We start from the raw sequence: 18,245 nt of genomic DNA, 5'->3' as shown, positions 1-18,245 counted from the left end.
TTGATGTCGAATTCTTATGACTCCTCCAGTATCAAAGTCCTGAAAGGGCTGGATGCGGTGCGTAAGCGCCCGGGTATGTATATCGGCGATACGGATGACGGCACCGGTCTGCACCACATGGTATTCGAGGTGGTAGATAACGCTATCGACGAAGCGCTCGCGGGTCACTGTAAAGACATTATCGTCACCATCCACGCCGATAACTCCGTTTCCGTACAGGATGACGGCCGTGGTATCCCGACCGGTATCCACCCGGAAGAGGGCGTGTCTGCTGCAGAAGTGATCATGACCGTTCTGCACGCAGGCGGTAAATTTGACGATAACTCCTATAAAGTCTCCGGCGGCCTGCACGGCGTAGGTGTTTCCGTGGTAAACGCCCTGTCGCAGAAACTGGAACTGGTTATCCAGCGCGAAGGCAAAATTCACCGCCAGATCTATCAGCACGGTGTGCCTGAAGCGCCGCTGGCCGTGACCGGCGATACCGAAAAAACCGGTACCATGGTGCGTTTCTGGCCGAGCCTCGAAACCTTCACCAACGTCACCGAGTTCGAGTACGACATCCTGGCAAAACGCCTGCGTGAACTGTCGTTCCTGAACTCCGGCGTCTCAATTCGTCTGCGTGACAAACGCGACAACAAAGAAGACCACTTCCACTATGAAGGTGGTATCAAAGCGTTCGTTGAATACCTGAACAAGAACAAAACGCCAATTCACCCAAATATCTTCTATTTCTCTACTGAAAAAGACGGTATCGGCGTGGAAGTGGCTCTGCAGTGGAACGACGGTTTCCAGGAAAACATCTACTGCTTCACCAACAACATTCCACAGCGTGACGGTGGTACGCACCTTGCGGGCTTCCGTGCGGCGATGACCCGTACCCTGAACGCCTACATGGACAAAGAAGGCTACAGCAAAAAAGCGAAAGTCAGCGCCACCGGTGATGACGCCCGTGAAGGCCTGATTGCTGTTGTCTCCGTGAAAGTGCCGGATCCGAAGTTCTCCTCACAGACCAAAGACAAGCTGGTCTCCTCTGAGGTGAAATCGGCGGTTGAACAGCAGATGAACGAACTGCTGAGCGACTACCTGCAGGAAAACCCGAACGACGCGAAAATTGTTGTCGGTAAAATTATCGATGCAGCGCGTGCCCGTGAAGCGGCGCGTAAAGCCCGTGAAATGACCCGCCGTAAAGGCGCGCTGGACTTAGCGGGTCTGCCGGGCAAACTGGCTGACTGCCAGGAACGCGACCCGGCGCTGTCCGAACTGTACCTTGTGGAAGGGGACTCCGCGGGCGGTTCTGCGAAGCAGGGCCGTAACCGTAAGAACCAGGCCATCCTGCCGTTGAAAGGTAAAATCCTCAACGTTGAGAAAGCGCGTTTCGATAAAATGCTCTCTTCTCAGGAAGTGGCGACGCTGATCACCGCGCTGGGCTGCGGCATTGGTCGTGACGAATACAACCCGGACAAGCTGCGCTATCACAGCATCATCATCATGACCGATGCGGACGTCGACGGCTCGCACATCCGTACGCTGCTGTTGACCTTCTTCTACCGTCAGATGCCGGAAATCGTTGAACGCGGCCACGTCTACATTGCACAGCCGCCGCTGTACAAAGTGAAGAAAGGCAAACAGGAACAGTACATCAAAGATGACGACGCGATGGATCAGTACCAAATCGCGATCGCACTTGATGGTGCGACCCTGCATGCGAACTCCAGCGCTCCGGCACTGGCAGGTGAGCCGCTGGAGCGTCTGGTATCTGAGTTCAACGCCACGCAGAAAATGATTGGTCGTATGGAGCGTCGCTATCCAAAAGCGCTGCTGAAGGAGCTGATCTATCAGCCAACCCTGACTGAAGCCGATCTGAGCAACGAGCAGGCGGTGACCCGCTGGGTGAACGCGCTGGTGAGCGAGCTGAACGAGAAAGAGCAGCACGGTAGCCAGTGGAAGTTCGACGTTCAGCAGAACGCTGCGCAGCAGTTTGAGCCGATTATTCGCGTGCGTACCCACGGCGTCGATACCGATTACCCGCTGGAGCACGAGTTTGTGACCGGCCCGGAATACCGTCGTATCTGCACTCTCGGCGAGAAACTGCGTGGTCTGATTGAAGACGATGCGTTCATCGAACGTGGCGAACGTCGCCAGCCGGTGGCCAGCTTCGAACAGGCGCTGGAATGGCTGGTGAAAGAGTCCCGTCGCGGCCTCTCAATCCAGCGTTATAAAGGTCTGGGCGAAATGAACCCGGATCAGCTGTGGGAAACCACCATGGATCCTGAAAGCCGTCGCATGCTGCGCGTTACCGTTAAAGACGCGATTGCTGCCGACCAGCTGTTCACGACCCTGATGGGCGATGCGGTTGAACCTCGTCGTGCCTTCATCGAAGAGAACGCACTGAAAGCGGCGAATATCGATATTTAATCGTTGTTATACAGCACGACTCAGGCCGCGCATTTAGCGCGGCTTTTTTTTGGGCGCAGGCATATCCAGCGACAGCACTGACGGTAAACGGCTGGCAAGCGTATCGATGGCAATTCTGACTCTGAGTGGCAGATGCGGCGTTTGTTGCCAGACTGCATGAACGTCGAAGCGTACGTCTGGCGCCTGCTTTAAAAGCGGGATGAGTTTCCCCTGCTGTATTTCTCTGCGGGCCATCCAGCAGGGCAACCATGCAATGCCGTATCCTGCCAGCGCTGCGTCGCAAATCGCCTGTAAATCATCCATATTGAGGGATGAGCGGGGAGTAAAGGTGTGCGATCTCCCTTCGTTATCCATTAGCTGCCAGGGTAACACTCTGCCTGCCCGCAGATAGTTAATGGCAGTATGGTGGGGTAAATCAGCAACGGTGTCTGGCTGACCGCTTTTTTGCAGATATTCTGGCGCAGCACAGAGCACCATGCGGTGTTCTCCCAGCCTTCTGGCGACCAGAACGCTACTGTCCTGCAGCGTGCCGTTGCGCACCGCCATATCAAACCCTTCCTCAACGAGATCCACCACGCGGTCGCTGAATGACATTTCCAGTTCAAGACCGGGATGTTCCTGCGCCAGTTCTATCAGCAGTGGCGCGACGCACTGGCGACCAAACAGCACCGGCATGGCCACACGCAGGCGGCCGCTGACCTGCTGCTTCCCCGTTTCCAGCAGCGACTCCGCGCCCCTAATCTCCTCCAGCGCACGCAGGCAGCGCTCGTAAAAAAGCGCCCCGTTATCGGTCAGGCTTTGGCTGCGGGTGGTGCGGTGAAACAGACGGACTCCCAGCCGCTCTTCCAGGCGAGCGATGCTTTTTCCCACCGCGGAGCGCGACAAATGCAGGCGGATCGCGGCCTGCGCAAAACTGCCCGCCTCCACGGCGGCCACGAAAACGGGAATATCCTTCAGCGTACTGGTCATGGATTGTTTCCATTATGGCGTCAATAGTGGGAAAAGTTATCGCCACTGGCAACAAGGAGTCAACGGTAGACTGTCGATACTGAAGCTTATTTAACGGCAGGAGAAAAACGATGGCAGAGACAATGCAACGCTGGTCAATGAACGCTCTCGGACGGGAGAATCTTAAACTCACCCAGGAACCTGTTCCGAAGCCAGGTCCAGGCGAAGTGCGCGTGCGGGTGAATGCCGTTGCGCTCAACTATCGCGATAAAATGGTGATTGAAGGCATGATGCCGATCCCGCTTTCCTTCCCGTTCACACCGGCGTCTGACATGGCCGGCGTGGTGGACAGCATTGGTGAAGGCGTGACGCGTTTTCAACCCGGCGCTCGCGTCATCTCGACGTTCTTCCCGGAGTGGATCGACGGCAGGCCGCAGGCGAATGCCCGTCATTTGCCCTATAAAACGAGCGGAGGGTACTTCCCGGGGATGCTGGCTGAGTACGCGATCGTGAATGAAAACGGGCTGGTGGCCGCTCCGGAAAACCTGGATGACGTTGAGGCCAGCACATTACCTTGTGCAGGGCTAACCGCCTGGTTTGCGCTGGTGGAGCGCGGGAACTTGCGAGCCGGACAATCGGTGCTGGTACAAGGCACCGGCGGCGTGGCGATTTTCGCACTGCAAATTGCAAAAGCACTCGGTGCAGAGGTTTACGTGACCTCGGGGAGTGATGAAAAGCTGGCGCGGGCTAAAAAACTGGGAGCCGATCGGGGTATCAACCGGCTGAAAGGCGACTGGGCTGAAGCGCTTTTAACGCTGACTCAGGATCGCGGCATTGACCACATAATTGAAACCGTGGGGGGAGAAAACCTGCAGCACTCCCTGCGTGCCGTCGCCGTTCATGGACGCATCTCGGTGATTGGCGTGCTGGCCGGGAGCGAGATTACGCTATCAGCGGGTGAGTTGTTGCTGAAATCCCCGGTTATTCAGGGGATTGGTGTCGGGCATCGCCGTGCGCTGGAAGAGTTTGTCCGCGCCGTGGAAGTGACAGGGCTGAAACCGGTCATTGAGCAGCGCTACCGTTTTGACCAGCTGGAGCAGGCGCTGGAACACCTCGATCGCGGCGCGTTTGGTAAAATCGTCCTCACCCGCGAGTGAGTCAACGTTCCCCGGGATTGCGGAAAAAGGGGTTTTCTGTTGCGCAATGTAGCTCTATTTTTGTGTGCTTAATCGCGTTAGCATGAGGTAGCACTCATTTATCCCGGGGACCTCATGGCTATCAAACTCATTGCAATCGATATGGACGGCACGCTGCTGCTGCCAGACCACACTATCTCTCCAGCCGTTAAAAACGCAATCGCCGCGGCGCGCGCAAAGGGCGTGAATGTGGTACTGACCACCGGGCGTCCGTATGCGGGCGTGCACAGCTACCTCAAAGAGCTACACATGAATCAGCCGGGTGATTACTGCATCACCTATAACGGCGCGCTGGTGCAGAAAGCGGCGGACGGCAGCACGGTTGCGCAAACCGCGCTGAATTATGATGACTATCTGTTCCTGGAAAAACTGTCCCGTGAAGTCGGGTCTCACTTCCACGCGCTCGATCGTACAACGCTCTACACCGCTAACCGCGACATCAGCTATTACACCGTGCACGAATCGTATGTCGCCACCATTCCGCTGGTGTTCTGTGAAGCAGAAAAAATGGATCCGAACACTCAGTTCCTGAAAGTGATGATGATCGATGAGCCAGAGATCCTCGATAAAGCCATTGCGCGCATCCCGGCGGAGGTCAAAGAGAAATACACCGTGCTGAAAAGCGCACCGTACTTCCTCGAAATCCTCGATAAACGCGTCAATAAGGGCACCGGCGTGAAGTCGCTTGCCGACGCGCTGGGCATTAAGCCTGAGGAGATCATGGCCCTGGGCGATCAGGAAAACGACATCGCAATGATTGAATACGCGGGTATGGGCGTGGCGATGGAAAACGCCATCCCGTCAGTGAAAGAAGTGGCGAACTTCGTCACCAAATCTAACCTGGAAGACGGCGTGGCTTACGCGATTGAGAAATTTGTCCTGTCTTAGCAGTCGCCCTTAATCATCAGCCTCGGTTATCAACCGGGGCTTTTTTTGGCCCTGAGTTTATTGAATTGTTCTTTTTGTGATCTTGATTGTAGTACAACATTAAATGATTGTACTACATTGTCATCACAGCAAAGGCGAAAGGCCTCACGTTTGTACTGCAAAAGTGAGGCGAAATTCAGCGGTCGCGGTAAAGTAGTGATGGACTTACAGAGCACAAGGACTCTCCATGACTCTCAATAAAACCGATCGCATTGTCATCACGCTGGGTACACAGATTGTGGGTGGCAAATATGTTCCCGGCTCGCCGCTGCCGGCAGAGGCAGAACTGTGTGAGGAGTTTGAAACCTCCCGCAACATCATCCGGGAAGTGTTCCGCTCGCTGATGGCGAAGCGGCTGATTGAAATGAAACGCTATCGCGGCGCGTTTGTTGCCCCGCGTAACCAGTGGAACTACCTCGATACCGATGTTCTGCAGTGGGTACTGGAAAACGATTACGACCCGCGGCTGATTGGCGCCATGAGCGAGGTACGAAACCTGGTAGAACCGGCTATCGCCCGCTGGGCGGCAGAGCGCGCCACCTCAGGTGACCTGGCGCAGATTGAGTCGGCGCTGAACGACATGATCGCCAATAACCAGAACCGTGAGGCATTTAACGAGGCGGATATTCGCTACCACGAGGCGGTACTGCAGTCGGTGCATAACCCGGTGTTACAGCAGCTTAGCGTGGCGATCAGCTCGCTACAGCGAGCAGTATTTGAACGTACCTGGATGGGTGATGAGGCCAATATGCCAAAAACGCTCCAGGAACATAAAGCGCTGTTCGATGCGATACGGCATCAGGACGGCGATGCGGCAGAGCAGGCGGCGCTCACCATGATTGCCAGCTCAACACGAAGGCTGAAGGAAATCACATGACATCACGCTACATCGCAATTGACTGGGGATCGACCAATCTGCGCGCCTGGCTGTACCAGGGCGAGCAGTGCCTGGAGAGAAGGCAATCAGAAGCAGGCGTGACGCGTCTGAACGGAAAATCCCCCGAGGCGGTGTTAGCAGAGGTGACACAAAACTGGCGCGACAGCGCCACGCCCGTGGTGATGGCGGGGATGGTGGGCAGCAACGTGGGCTGGAAAATCGCGCCTTATCTGCCTGTTCCTGTCTCTTTCTCCGCCATTGGCAAGCAGTTAACGTCCGTTGGCGACAATATCTGGATTGTTCCCGGTTTGTGCGTCTCGCGCGACGATAACCATAACGTGATGCGCGGTGAAGAGACACAGCTGCTCGGTGCGCGCACGCTTTCTCCTTCTTCTGTCTACGTCATGCCCGGCACGCACTGCAAGTGGGTCCAGGCAGATGCAGAGCATATCCACGATTTTCGCACCGTAATGACCGGCGAATTGCACCATTTGCTGCTTAATCATTCGCTGTTGGGGGCCGGTTTACCGGAGCAGGTTCCGTCGCCGGAGGCGTTTGCTGCTGGCCTTGCTCGTGGGATCGCTTCTCCTGATGTTTTGCCGCAACTTTTTGAGGTTCGCGCCTCGCACGTGCTGGGAAATCTCCCGCGCGAGCAGGTCAGCGAGTTTCTTTCTGGCCTGCTGATTGGCGCAGAAGTCGCCAGCATGCGTGAGTTCGTCGGGTGCGAGCAGGCTGTCACGATTGTTGCTGGTGCAGCGCTGACGTCGCGCTACGAGCAGGCGTTTCGCGCGATTGGCCGTGAAGTATCAACGGTATCCGGCGACACGGCATTTCAGGCAGGAATAAGGAGCATCGCTCATGCAGTGGCAAACTAGTCTTCCCCTTATCGCAATCTTGCGCGGCATTACCCCCGACGAGGCGCTGGCGCACGTCGGTGCCGTGATCGACGCTGGATTCGACGCGGTGGAAATCCCGCTCAACTCCCCCGAATGGGAAAAAAGTATTCCGACAGTGGTGGAGGCCTTTGGTGATAAAGCGCTGATTGGCGCTGGAACCGTCTTGCAGCCGGAGCAGGTGGAGAGGCTGGCAAAAATGGGCTGCAAGCTCATCGTCACCCCCAACATCAACCCCGAGGTGATCCGCCGCGCGGTGAGCCATGGGATGACCGTGTGTCCAGGATGCGCGACGGCAACCGAAGCCTTTACCGCCCTCGATGCGGGTGCGCAGTCGCTCAAAATTTTCCCCTCTTCAGCCTTTGGTCCTGACTATATCAAAGCACTGAAAGCGGTCTTGCCCGCCAGCGTGCCGGTCTTTGCCGTGGGCGGCGTGACGCCAGAAAACCTGGCGCAGTGGATTAACGCCGGTTGTGTGGGCGCGGGGCTGGGCAGCGATCTCTATCGCGCCGGACAGTCCGTTGAGCGTACCGCGCAGCAGGCGGCAGCATTTGTGAAAGCGTATCGAGAGGCAGTGCAATGAAAATAACCAAACTCACCACGTACCGTTTACCCCCGCGCTGGATGTTCCTGAAAATTGAAACCGATGAAGGCGTGGTTGGCTGGGGTGAACCGGTGATAGAAGGGCGCGCACGCACTGTGGAGGCCGCGGTGCATGAACTGGGGGAATACCTGATTGGACAGGATCCGGCACGCATTAACGACCTGTGGCAGGTGATGTACCGGGCGGGCTTTTATCGCGGTGGCCCAATCCTGATGAGCGCCATCGCCGGTATTGACCAGGCGCTGTGGGATATCAAAGGCAAAGTGCTGAATACCCCGGTCTGGCAGCTGATGGGCGGCCTGGTACGCGACAAAATCAAAGCCTACAGCTGGGTGGGTGGCGACCGCCCTGCGGAAGTGATCGACGGCATTACGCAGCTGCGCAATATCGGCTTCGATACTTTTAAGCTTAACGGCTGTGAAGAGATGGGCGTGATTGACAACTCGCGCGCGGTGGACCGGGCGGTGAATACCGTGGCGCAAATCCGTGAAGCTTTCGGTAACGAGATTGAGTTTGGTCTGGACTTCCACGGACGCGTCAGTGCGCCAATGGCCAAAGTGCTGATTAAAGAGCTGGAGCCCTATCGTCCGCTGTTTATTGAAGAGCCCGTCCTGGCCGAGCAGGCGGAGTACTATCCGAAACTGGCTGAACAGACCCATATTCCTATCGCCGCAGGTGAGCGTATGTTCTCGCGCTTCGAGTTCAAACGCGTGCTGGAAGCAGGCGGTATTGCCATCCTGCAACCGGATCTCTCCCATGCGGGCGGTATCACCGAATGCTACAAAATTGCCGGGATGGCAGAAGCCTACGATGTGGCGCTGGCACCGCACTGTCCGCTGGGGCCCGTTGCGCTGGCGGCCTGCCTGCACGTGGATTTTGTCTCCCGCAATGCCGTGTTCCAGGAACAGAGCATGGGTATTCACTATAACAAGGGCGCGGAATTGCTCGACTTTGTGAAAAACAAAGAAGACTTCAGCATGGAAGGCGGTTTCTTCAAACCATTAATGAAGCCGGGCCTTGGCGTAGACATTGACGAAGCCAAAGTCATTGAGCTCAGTAAAAATGCGCCGGACTGGCGTAACCCGCTGTGGCGTCATGAAGATGGCTCCGTAGCCGAGTGGTAAATCGCCGGATATCCGGCCTACTCTCTCGTAGGCACGGTAAGCGAAGCGCCACCGGGCAATAAAAACGTACATACAAAAATATAACCCTCTGTAAATTACAGGGCATGGTGAGCGGCTTCGCTATGCCCAAAATCTGGAGACAGATTGCGATGGATATTCCAGTTACTGCTACAAAGACCGGGCGTCGCCGCTACCTGACGCTAATCATGATCTTTATTACCGTGGTCATTTGCTATGTTGACCGCGCCAACCTTGCCGTGGCCTCGGCCCATATTCAGGAAGAGTTTGGGATCACCAAGGCGGAAATGGGCTACGTCTTCTCGGCGTTTGCCTGGCTCTATACGCTCTGCCAGATCCCGGGCGGCTGGTTCCTCGACCGAGTGGGGTCGCGTCTGACCTACTTCATCGCCATTTTAGGCTGGTCCGTGGCGACCCTGTTCCAGGGCTTCGCGACCGGGCTGATGTCGCTGATTGGCCTGCGTGCTATCACCGGCGTTTTCGAGGCACCCGCGTTCCCCACCAACAACCGTATGGTCACCAGCTGGTTCCCGGAGCATGAACGTGCCTCTGCGGTGGGCTTTTACACCTCCGGGCAGTTTGTCGGCCTGGCGTTCCTGACCCCGCTGTTAATCTGGATCCAGGAGTTGCTAAGCTGGCACTGGGTGTTTATCGTCACTGGTGGGATCGGCATTATCTGGTCCCTGATCTGGTTCAAGGTCTATCAACCGCCACGTCTGACAAAAAATATCAGCAAAGCGGAGCTGGACTACATCCGCGACGGTGGCGGCCTGGTAGACGGCGATGCGCCAGTGAAAAAGGAGGCGCGTCAGCCGCTGACTCGCGCGGACTGGAAGCTGGTCTTCCATCGTAAGCTGGTGGGGGTTTATCTCGGTCAGTTTGCGGTTACGTCGACGTTGTGGTTCTTCCTGACCTGGTTCCCGAATTACCTCACCCAGGAAAAGGGGATTACCGCGCTGAAGGCGGGCTTTATGACCACCGTGCCGTTCCTTGCCGCATTCTTTGGCGTGCTGCTCTCGGGCTGGCTGGCGGATAAGCTGGTCAAAAAAGGCGTCTCATTAGGTGTTGCGCGTAAAACGCCGATTATCTGCGGGCTGCTGATCTCAACCTGTATCATGGGCGCCAACTACACCAACGATCCGGTGTGGATTATGACCCTGATGGCGCTCGCGTTCTTCGGCAACGGTTTTGCCTCTATCACCTGGTCGCTGGTGTCGTCTCTGGCGCCGATGCGTCTGATTGGCCTGACCGGTGGTGTGTTCAACTTCGTCGGTGGACTCGGCGGGATCACTGTGCCGCTGGTCATCGGCTACCTGGCGCAGGACTACGGCTTTGGCCCGGCCCTGGTCTACATCTCTGCCGTGGCGTTGATTGGCGCGCTCTCCTACATCCTGCTGGTCGGCGACGTGAAACGAGTAGGCTAATCCCTTCGGATGTTTTACCCTGATGTGATAACTGCGCATCAGGGTATCCCATGAAACAAATCACCTTTGCTTCCCGCAACCACCAGCTCACCAATATCAATACCTGGACACCGGACAGCCAGTGGCTGGTCTACGATGTGCGCCCGTCCGGGGCATCGTTCACCGGCGAAACCATAGAGCGGGTAAACGTCGGTACGGGCGAGGTTGAGGTGATTTATCGTGCCACGCACGGCGCGCATGTCGGGGTGGTGACCGTTCATCCTGCACAAGACAAATACGTCTTTATCCACGGCCCGAAAAACCCGGATGCAGACTGGCAATACGATTTTCACCATCGCCAGGGCGTGATTGTCCATAACGGCCAGGCGAGCAACCTCGATGCCATGGATATCACCGCGCCCTATACCGCAGGCGCACTCCGTGGCGGTAGCCATGTACACGTCTTTAGCCCAAACGGGCAGTTCGTCAGCTTCACCTATAACGACCATGTGTTGCATGAGCGCGATCCAAAGCTCGATTTACGTAACGTTGGCGTCGCCGCACCCTTTGGCCCGGTCACCCCGCAGGGCAACCATCCTCATGAATATCCGGGCACCTTCTGGAGCGTGCTGGTAAGCCGCACGACGCCAAACCCACAGCCGGGCAGTGATGAGATCAACCGCGCCTATGAAGAGGGCTGGGTGGGCAACGGCAGGCTGGCGTTTATTGGCGATACCCTGTCTGTGAAAGGCGAAAAAGTGCCTGAACTGTTTATTGTCGATCTGCCAAAAGACGAGCAGGGCTGGAAACAGACAGGCGATGCGCCATTGCAGGGCACGCCAGAGACGATGCCAGCGCCGCCTGCTGGCGTGCTGCAGCGCCGTCTGACCTTTACCCATCAAAAGGTGTATCCGGGGCTGGTGAACGTGCCGCGCCACTGGGTGCGCAGCAACCCGCAGGGTACGCAGATTGCTTTTCTGATGCGTGATGATAACGGCATTGTCCAGCTGTGGCTGGTCTCACCGGAGGGGGGCGAGCCGCGTCAGTTAACGCATACCGAAAGCGGTATCCAGTCGGCATTCAACTGGCATCCTTCGGGCGACAGTCTGGGATTTGTGCTGGAAAATCGTATCGCCTGCTGCGATGCGCAGACCGGAGAGGTCACGTTTTTGACGTCCGATCACGGCAATCCGCCGTCTGCCGATGCGGTCGTCTTTTCCCCGGACGGGCGCGCTATTGCATGGATGGAGGAGAAAGAGGGTTTCCGCCAGCTGTGGCTAACGGAAACCGTACAGGATTAGCGTCGCGGCATCTCGGCGGGCGGGATAACGGCGTTGGTTGCCAGATTTTGCTGCTCGCTTTTCTCAACGCGCGAGCGTACGGAGCTGTCCGTGCGGAACATATCCCAGGGCAGCAAAAGCGTATCGGCCACTGCCGTGAACGGCATATCGAGGATCACCAGGGATTTGGTGCCCCAGTTCGTGTCATCATCGGAGATCATCGCCGCGCTGGCGCGCGTCCCCGGATATGTTCCTTCTTTACCGCCGGTGTGAGACATCACGCTCGAACACCCGCAAAGTAAAACCACCCCGCTGAACGTCGTCAGCTTAATCAGAACATTTTTCATCATCACTCAGTCATCGTTAATGGCACTGCATAGACCTGCAACTCTGGGTTATAGCGAGCCTTGTTGAAAATGAATAGCCCAATAACCCCGCACTGTGGCAGCCATCGCAATTTAACCCTTTGTGCTGTTGTCCCAGTCTAAGCGAGAAGCACAAAAGTGCAAAAAAAAGTGCGAACGTCGCGGTTGAAAACACCGGTTCCAGACCCATTTTAAGAATGTAACCCGATAACGAACACGCCTGATGGGTGTTCGGGGGGGCGCAATGGCCTGTCCATGGTGGAAGGCTAAAATTTCTCGCTGATTTCAGGAGCTTTTATTTATGCGTAACTTCGATCTTTCCCCGCTATACCGTTCTGCAATTGGTTTTGACCGCCTGTTTAATCATTTAGAAAATAACCAAAGCCAGAGCAACGGCTACCCTCCATACAATGTTGAGCTGGTTGATGAAAACCACTACCGCATTGCGATTGCTGTCGCCGGTTTTGCAGAGAGCGAACTGGAGATCACCGCGCAGGACAACCTGCTGGTGGTGAAAGGTTCACATACGGCCGAGCAGAAAGAACGTACCTACCTTTACCAGGGCATCGCCGAGCGCAACTTTGAACGCAAGTTCCAGTTAGCGGAGAACATTCATGTTAAAGGCGCGAACCTGGTCAACGGTCTGCTGTTTATCGAGCTGGAACGTGTGATTCCGGAAGAGAAAAAACCGCGCCGTATCGAAATTAATTAATGCCGCGGGTCGCGTCAGCGGCCCACTCAGAATTGCTTGCCGAACCGGGAGCATATGCGAATCCACAAGGATTTGCAGGAACAACTGTGCACAAAAATAAACTGTGCCGAACTCGCTTCTCAGAAGGAGATTTAGTATGCGTAACTACGATTTATCCCCCCTGCTGCGTCAGTGGATTGGTTTTGACAAACTGGCTAACGCCCTGCAAAGCACCACTGAGCACCAGACGTTTCCGCCGTACAACATCGAAAAAAGCGACGATAACCACTATCGCATCACGCTGGCGCTGGCCGGGTTCCGCCAGGACGATCTGGATATCCAGCTCGAAGGCACGCGTCTGACCGTGAAAGGGTCGCCGGAAAAACAAGAAACCGAGACCAAATGGCTGCATCAGGGGCTGGTGACTCAGCCGTTTAGCCTGAGCTTTACCCTGGCAGATCATATGGAAGTCTCCGGCGCGACCTTTACCAACGGGTTGCTGCATATTGACCTGGTCCGTAACGTGCCGGAAGCCATCGCGCCACAGCGTATCGCCATTAGCGAGCGTCCTGCGTTGAATAGCTAATACATTTTTTTGGCCTGGTGGCGACTCTATGCCGCGATGCGGCATCGGTTAGTTCTGCAATATTGCCGAGGTAATATCCATTTTTTGTTGTCAAAAATCGTTTCGGGAATATGCTTTCTGAAACTGATCAGCGAGGCGATAAAATGGACACGTTGCTTTTACCCGGCCAGAACTCCCGTGCCTGGGCGGAAACCATGATTAACCTGGAGGCCAGGAAACTGGTTAACACGGCCAACTCGGTGGCGGCTATGCATCTCCAGGATGGTTTTATCCGGATTCAGTTTGTGGATGAGATCAGGGCATTTATCATGGCCCAGTTTGAGGCCGCACGCCGGGCAAAAACTGATGATGACTGTATGGCCTGCCTGCAGGCATTGCGCGCAGAGAACACCAGTCTGCTTGAACAGTCCCGTTCGCTCAAAACCGGTTATGCAAAACTCTATGCCGAGGTGAAGGTTGTCCGGGACGAGAACAAAATTGTGGGCTACATCATTTCAGCGGTCGACGTCGTGGTGGCCGGTGCGGCCATTTTTGGTGGGATCGTCATGATGTCTTCGATGACGCCGGTGGGCGTGGTGGCCGGCGCGGTGATTGTCGTAAATGGATTCAACACGATTTCACGGGAAGCCGCGCACAACCTCCTCGGTGATAAGCAGACGGAGGGAGTTTTCGCTGACGGCTCGATGGAGATCGCTGAATTTCTGGGCTTCAGTCGGCAGCAGGGTCTGGGGACCTATAAGGCGATCACACTCTTCAGTGAAGTCTACGGCGCGTATGGTCTGAGGCTGAAACCAGAAGCACAACGGCTGTGGTACTGGACCAGGCCTGATTTCTTCAGGAAAGTATCCGGCACACCACGTCCCGCGATGGCGCTTAAAATAGCGGGATGGGGTGTTAAAGCCAAGGTGGCGCTTGATTTACTGACTATCGAGCCTTCCGGGAAATAGTCTTCTGCAGGCGGGATGCTTTCCAGCCAAGCGCAGGTGGAAAGGTCACCCAGGCAATGATCAGGACTACAAGGGAACTCATGCCCCCGGAAAGAATGTGTGTCCGGCTGCCGGCAATGAGGGTGACCAGCATAACCAGAACCAGCGCGACAGTGATCCATACCGACACCCGGAAGCGCCGTGAGAGCGCATCGATGAGATGCGGCATGGTGCCTCCGCCTGCTGCAAGCCGGCCCTGTAAATTCTCCACTTCGCTCTTACTGAAACCTGCCTCAAGCAACTCTTTCTCACTGATAGCCATCACGCCCTCCCTAATTAGGCGAAAGTATACTGTATCAGACCAATTATCCCCAGGTGACCGGCGGAAGCATAATAAAAGAAATTACGCGGCATGAAACGCTTGCGGCCCTCAGGACAGATTTTCCTGCAGAAGGGAACCACTGCCAGGGGGAATGCCAGAGTAGGCAGCGTGGCCAGTAATAATGTTTCTGCGGGCAGATCCAGGAGATGCGATAACCCGTTTAAACAAATCAGTGATAACACGACGCTAGCGACTGCCAGTCGCTTCACTTCGGTTATACCGCTGTCTGATAAGGTTATCATACTGATGGCCAGCGTAATTCCTGCCAGCCCGTAGCTTGCCGGCTGCAGTGGCCAAATCATGAGGGCCAAGAGCAGATCTCCGGTAAGCATTCTTTTCCGGCCGTACCGGTATTGCAGGGCAATAAGCTGTGTGACGCCTGCGAACACGAAAAGAATGTTCCACTAAGGCTGGTGATGCCAGTAGGCTTGGCTGAACACCTGCTGCGTGTTGAGTGCCCAGATCCACAACCGATTGGCTCTTTTCTGCAGTCGTTCCGGGGTGAGCTGTACGTTCATCGCCCATATTAAGCGTGAACAGGGGGAAGGCCATCCGGCCAATTGCATACATCGCCAGCCAGGCTGGCGACAGAGACACCGCATTGGTGTGGTCTATAATCATGGCCAGAAGTGTGAGAAGCTTGACCATATCAAGAGCAGCCGGACTGAGCTGGCTGGCGTTCCGGATGTTGTGAAGAATATCGGGTACTGAATGATTTATGCTGTATATTCCCCTGGCGACACGCGGTTAACAGCCAGCCCTGAAAATAACGCCAGAAAAAAATATCACCATATGTATTACAAAAGAAATACACCAGTATTCGAAATGTAATCACAATGGTTGATCTTTGCACTGACAACCATTAATATTGAGCTAAGGGTAGCCCTACTACCCTTAGCTCATACAACTTGCTACCGACTACTTCTGGTTTACGACCCAACGAACCAAACCTAACAACAATGTAGGGGCGGCGCAGACGCCAAAAGCAATGATACCAGTAGCCAATACTGGCGCTACCCCTGAAGACACCCCCAACCAGATTAGGATAGCCGTCAAGCCTGACATCATTACCCCGTTGTACATTGACTGCCATAAGGTAATACCTGTTCCAAGTAAAATACTGGTGGTTTCAAAAACCCAGCCGCGTTTCTTTTTCGCAGGAACAACCGGTGGTTCTTCAGGGGGGGGGACGGGACAGCCGTAGTAGTTGTTGATGGTGACTGGCGCGTTGTAGGTATTGTGATTTACTGCTTCTTTCAAGTTGTTTGTAGACATAATAGTCTCCTTTATTAGTGATTGATTTACTACTCCGATTTACAGCATTTAAAGTTTTCATTTAGAAACCTTCAGATTGTTTAAAAGTGGTTGGCAATAATAGCCACGTGATACTTCTTCAATAGTTGTCAGCTCATTTCATTTCCTTATTCGCGAAGCGCGAAAGTTGTTTTCAGGGTGAACTAATCCGGCCTCAGATAACGAGGGGAAAGATTCGTGGCTCTTTCTTCGGGCACAAAAAAAGCAGGCCCGGGCGCACCGGTGCCTGCTGTCTTGGCTGAGCCAACAGAACAGGGAACCGGATAGTATTATTCGAATCTGGGTTGCCCTGGCCTCTGTCGGCCACATGACAGTATTCTCTGTCATGTTCAGAATAAGGTCATCTTACCCTGAAATAAGCATGTTTGTCAATAGTCAACATGTATTTTTAGTTATTTTCTTTCTATTTCGCCGATTTCGCTATTGCGTCAACGATTACCACGTGCTAAGCACAACTTTCCGCTAACCCCTCACGAAGAGAATCCCCCCTCGCAGCTGCGTTGCCTGGCACAATGGGTCAGGTCTGTGCTTCTGTTACCATTTCCTGCGAAAACCGGAATAATGAAGTAAGCCAGTCAGCGGTGCAGATAATATTTAACTTAAGTGCAGATATCGCAATATGCCGGAACCAGCACGTAATGAAGCCAGCTGCGGTCTGACATTCACCGTCTGGCGAAATAAGACTGCAACAAAATCAGCGTCGAGTTGGGTGGTCATCTTTTTTGATTATAATGCCAGAGTGCCTGATGAAAGTCAAAATATATTTCATTGCAGAGTTGACGTGTGTATTAAAATAGTATCTAAAAAAGTATCTCTTATTTAAGTTATACCTGGTACTTAGTCATTCGTTACGTTTAGTTTATTTGTTGTACTCAGTGCATAACATACATGTGCATAAATACGTCGAACTAATATCGTCCTTAGGACTATCTTGCGGGTAAGTACGTTGTCCATTTGAACAACATTCCTTCAGATTCCTTTAGTCGGGATAGTTCTTCAACCTCTGAACTATCCCTCTTTATGATCTACGACTACTGCAGCCGTGAAGCATATACGGCCGGGTACTTCACTGATTTCCAAACTTGCGGTGCAAACGTCTGGTGAGGACGTCTATTGACTCCTTACGACCGGAAAAGAGGTCATTCACGACATACTCCATGATCTCAAAGGCCGCTTCGATATCGTCTGTGGTCACTTCATCATAGGTATGGCTGCCGGCATTGCCCAGGAATTTAATGGCCATCAGCGTGTCCATATAAGGGGCATATTGCCCGTCGAGAAGCTCAATGCGTTGATGAAGATTAATCCGTTTTTGTTTATTATTATGTTCTGGAATATCAATTGCCGTCAGCATTCTCTCAACCGAGATCCTGATTAAGTTGGCCGCAGAACCAGGCTGACTGAGATAGACAGAAAATGAGGCCATAAGAGGGTCCGTAATCACACCTGGACATTTTTCAGGAATAATAAAAGGGTGTAGTGAGGGTATAAAGCTCCGAGGTTTATACCAGGGATAACACTCGAGTTGATGAGTCCTGTCATTCCAGTCCTGATCCAAACCTCCCTTTCCTACACATGCGACAACTTCACCACAGCTCACCCGAGTACACCGCGCCATACAACTGAAAACCCTTGATACTAGCTCAGGTTCAAACCATTCTTCCTCTTCCAGTCTTCGGCTCTCAAGCGAATCATTTTTTTTGAAACTTTCTTGATCAATCTGCAGAGTTTTCTGACCACATGCCGGGCATGGCCACTCAACTTCCAAATCCTGACCAAAAGCAGCCGAAATTTTATGAACAGGCATTTATCTGGACTCCGTGTGTAATGGTGGTGGGATCTGAATCAGCATCTTCAACTTATAAAAAGCAGGGTTTCAAGATAAGCCATTAGCCGTTTTTGAAAAAGAGTCACGCCCCTCGATTATCGACATGTCGGATAAACGGGTTTTCGACTGTTCTCCATTTCCTGCCCTTTCCGTTTTCCGCTATTTCAGGAATCCTGAGACAGGCTGAGGGCAGTTTGTCACAGAACACAACATACAGCCCTCCCCTGCTGACCCCATCATCCAGGCAAAAACGATCCTTTTTCGATTCTTTCCCGATCCCTTTCTGCCAACCACCTCCGATTAATTATTTCCTTTTTATGGCATATTTCCAGAAACCGGAAATTCAGCGCGCACCGCTCTGCGGGTTTTTTCCGTGGTAATCGGCGGTGGTTGCCTGCATAAGGGAAAAGCGCGAACCGAGTGGCGGCTATGCCTACCCTGCTTAAAAATCTGTGCGGGCTGATGCCC

Annotated in this window: 18 protein-coding genes and 1 other annotated feature; of the genes, 12 read left to right on the top strand and 6 right to left on the bottom strand. The window is 54.1% G+C overall.

Annotated elements, in window-relative coordinates:
• Positions 1-3: 3 nt before the first annotated feature.
• Positions 4-2,415, top strand: coding sequence for a DNA topoisomerase (ATP-hydrolyzing) subunit B (gyrB, locus tag AK59_RS0119655; protein ID WP_013094780.1), 2,412 nt, complete (start codon positions 4-6; stop codon positions 2,413-2,415).
• Between the two features lie 33 nt (positions 2,416-2,448).
• On the opposite strand, the gene AK59_RS0119650 is transcribed toward gyrB, so the two are convergent.
• Positions 2,449-3,384 carry a LysR family transcriptional regulator gene (locus AK59_RS0119650; protein ID WP_029883595.1) on the bottom strand — a complete coding sequence of 312 codons (936 nt, stop codon included), beginning with the start codon at positions 3,382-3,384 and terminating at the stop codon, positions 2,449-2,451.
• 110 nt (positions 3,385-3,494) lie between these two features.
• Between AK59_RS0119650 and AK59_RS0119645 the strand changes: the two genes are divergently transcribed.
• From AK59_RS0119645 to AK59_RS0119610, 8 genes are all read left to right on the top strand, one after another.
• On the top strand, positions 3,495-4,520 hold the full coding sequence (locus AK59_RS0119645) for a zinc-dependent alcohol dehydrogenase family protein (protein WP_029883594.1): 1,026 nt from the start codon (positions 3,495-3,497) through the stop codon (positions 4,518-4,520).
• 114 nt (positions 4,521-4,634) lie between these two features.
• Positions 4,635-5,447 (top strand): sugar-phosphatase, encoded by an 813-nt coding sequence (gene yidA, locus AK59_RS0119640; protein ID WP_020685441.1) that lies wholly within the window; start codon positions 4,635-4,637, stop codon positions 5,445-5,447.
• A gap of 226 nt (positions 5,448-5,673) precedes the next feature.
• Positions 5,674-6,363, top strand: coding sequence for a D-galactonate utilization transcriptional regulator DgoR (dgoR, locus tag AK59_RS0119635; RefSeq protein WP_003861109.1), 690 nt, complete (start codon positions 5,674-5,676; stop codon positions 6,361-6,363).
• Positions 6,360-7,238, top strand: a complete 879-nt coding sequence (locus AK59_RS0119630; protein WP_029883593.1) for a 2-dehydro-3-deoxygalactonokinase — start codon at positions 6,360-6,362, stop codon at positions 7,236-7,238. Before dgoR ends, AK59_RS0119630 begins: the two co-directional genes overlap by 4 nt.
• Complete coding sequence (locus AK59_RS0119625; protein ID WP_029883592.1) at positions 7,222-7,839, top strand: 2-dehydro-3-deoxy-6-phosphogalactonate aldolase; 618 nt, start codon at positions 7,222-7,224, stop codon at positions 7,837-7,839. Before AK59_RS0119630 ends, AK59_RS0119625 begins: the two co-directional genes overlap by 17 nt.
• Entirely contained in the window at positions 7,836-8,984 is a 1,149-nt protein-coding gene (gene dgoD, locus AK59_RS0119620) for a galactonate dehydratase (protein ID WP_029883591.1), read from the top strand. The genes AK59_RS0119625 and dgoD overlap by 4 nt, the downstream gene beginning before the upstream one ends.
• A 104-nt stretch (positions 8,985-9,088) precedes the next feature.
• On the top strand, positions 9,089-10,426 hold the full coding sequence (locus tag AK59_RS0119615; protein WP_170942763.1) for an MFS transporter: 1,338 nt from the start codon (positions 9,089-9,091) through the stop codon (positions 10,424-10,426).
• Between the two features lie 50 nt (positions 10,427-10,476).
• A complete protein-coding gene (locus tag AK59_RS0119610) occupies positions 10,477-11,706 on the top strand; it encodes a DUF3748 domain-containing protein (RefSeq protein WP_029883589.1) in 1,230 nt (409 codons plus the stop codon).
• Here AK59_RS0119610 and AK59_RS0119605 read toward each other — a convergent pair.
• Complete coding sequence (locus tag AK59_RS0119605) at positions 11,703-12,035, bottom strand: YceK/YidQ family lipoprotein (protein ID WP_029883588.1); 333 nt, start codon at positions 12,033-12,035, stop codon at positions 11,703-11,705. The genes AK59_RS0119610 and AK59_RS0119605 overlap by 4 nt on opposite strands.
• 250 nt (positions 12,036-12,285) lie before the next feature.
• Positions 12,286-12,358, top strand: a sequence feature (ROSE (Repression Of Heat Shock gene Expression) occurs in the 5'-region of heat shock genes and acts as an RNA thermometer to modulate expression.).
• On the opposite strand from AK59_RS0119605, the gene ibpA reads away from it, so the two are divergent.
• The 3 genes from ibpA (at position 12,352) to AK59_RS0119590 (ending at position 14,274) form a co-directional block, all read left to right on the top strand.
• The gene (gene ibpA / locus AK59_RS0119600; protein WP_006177605.1) at positions 12,352-12,762 is read left to right on the top strand and encodes a small heat shock chaperone IbpA; all 411 of its coding nucleotides are present in this window, start codon (positions 12,352-12,354) and stop codon (positions 12,760-12,762) included. It overlaps the preceding feature by 7 nt.
• Positions 12,763-12,898: 136 nt before the next feature.
• A complete protein-coding gene (gene ibpB, locus AK59_RS0119595) occupies positions 12,899-13,327 on the top strand; it encodes a small heat shock chaperone IbpB (RefSeq protein ID WP_013094790.1) in 429 nt (142 codons plus the stop codon).
• A gap of 143 nt (positions 13,328-13,470) precedes the next feature.
• Positions 13,471-14,274: a DUF4225 domain-containing protein gene (locus AK59_RS0119590; protein WP_029883587.1), complete on the top strand. Its 804-nt coding sequence runs from the start codon at positions 13,471-13,473 to the stop codon at positions 14,272-14,274.
• Here AK59_RS0119590 and AK59_RS0119585 read toward each other — a convergent pair.
• From AK59_RS0119585 to AK59_RS0119570, 4 genes are all read right to left on the bottom strand, one after another.
• Positions 14,252-14,575, bottom strand: coding sequence for a hypothetical protein (locus tag AK59_RS0119585; protein WP_029883586.1), 324 nt, complete (start codon positions 14,573-14,575; stop codon positions 14,252-14,254). The genes AK59_RS0119590 and AK59_RS0119585 overlap by 23 nt on opposite strands.
• A gap of 14 nt (positions 14,576-14,589) precedes the next feature.
• Positions 14,590-15,024 (bottom strand): TraX family protein, encoded by a 435-nt coding sequence (locus tag AK59_RS01000000123885; RefSeq protein WP_257286778.1) that lies wholly within the window; start codon positions 15,022-15,024, stop codon positions 14,590-14,592.
• 529 nt (positions 15,025-15,553) lie between these two features.
• A complete protein-coding gene (locus AK59_RS0119575) occupies positions 15,554-15,910 on the bottom strand; it encodes a hypothetical protein (RefSeq protein WP_029883585.1) in 357 nt (118 codons plus the stop codon).
• A gap of 1,105 nt (positions 15,911-17,015) precedes the next feature.
• Positions 17,016-17,756, bottom strand: coding sequence for a DUF4145 domain-containing protein (locus AK59_RS0119570; RefSeq protein WP_029883584.1), 741 nt, complete (start codon positions 17,754-17,756; stop codon positions 17,016-17,018).
• Positions 17,757-18,245: the final 489 nt, after the last annotated feature.

The organism is Enterobacter sp. T1-1, from assembly GCF_000710795.1.
GTDB classification, from domain to species: Bacteria; Pseudomonadota; Gammaproteobacteria; order Enterobacterales; family Enterobacteriaceae; genus Enterobacter; species Enterobacter cloacae.
This window is presented reverse-complemented; position numbering and strand designations above follow the sequence as displayed.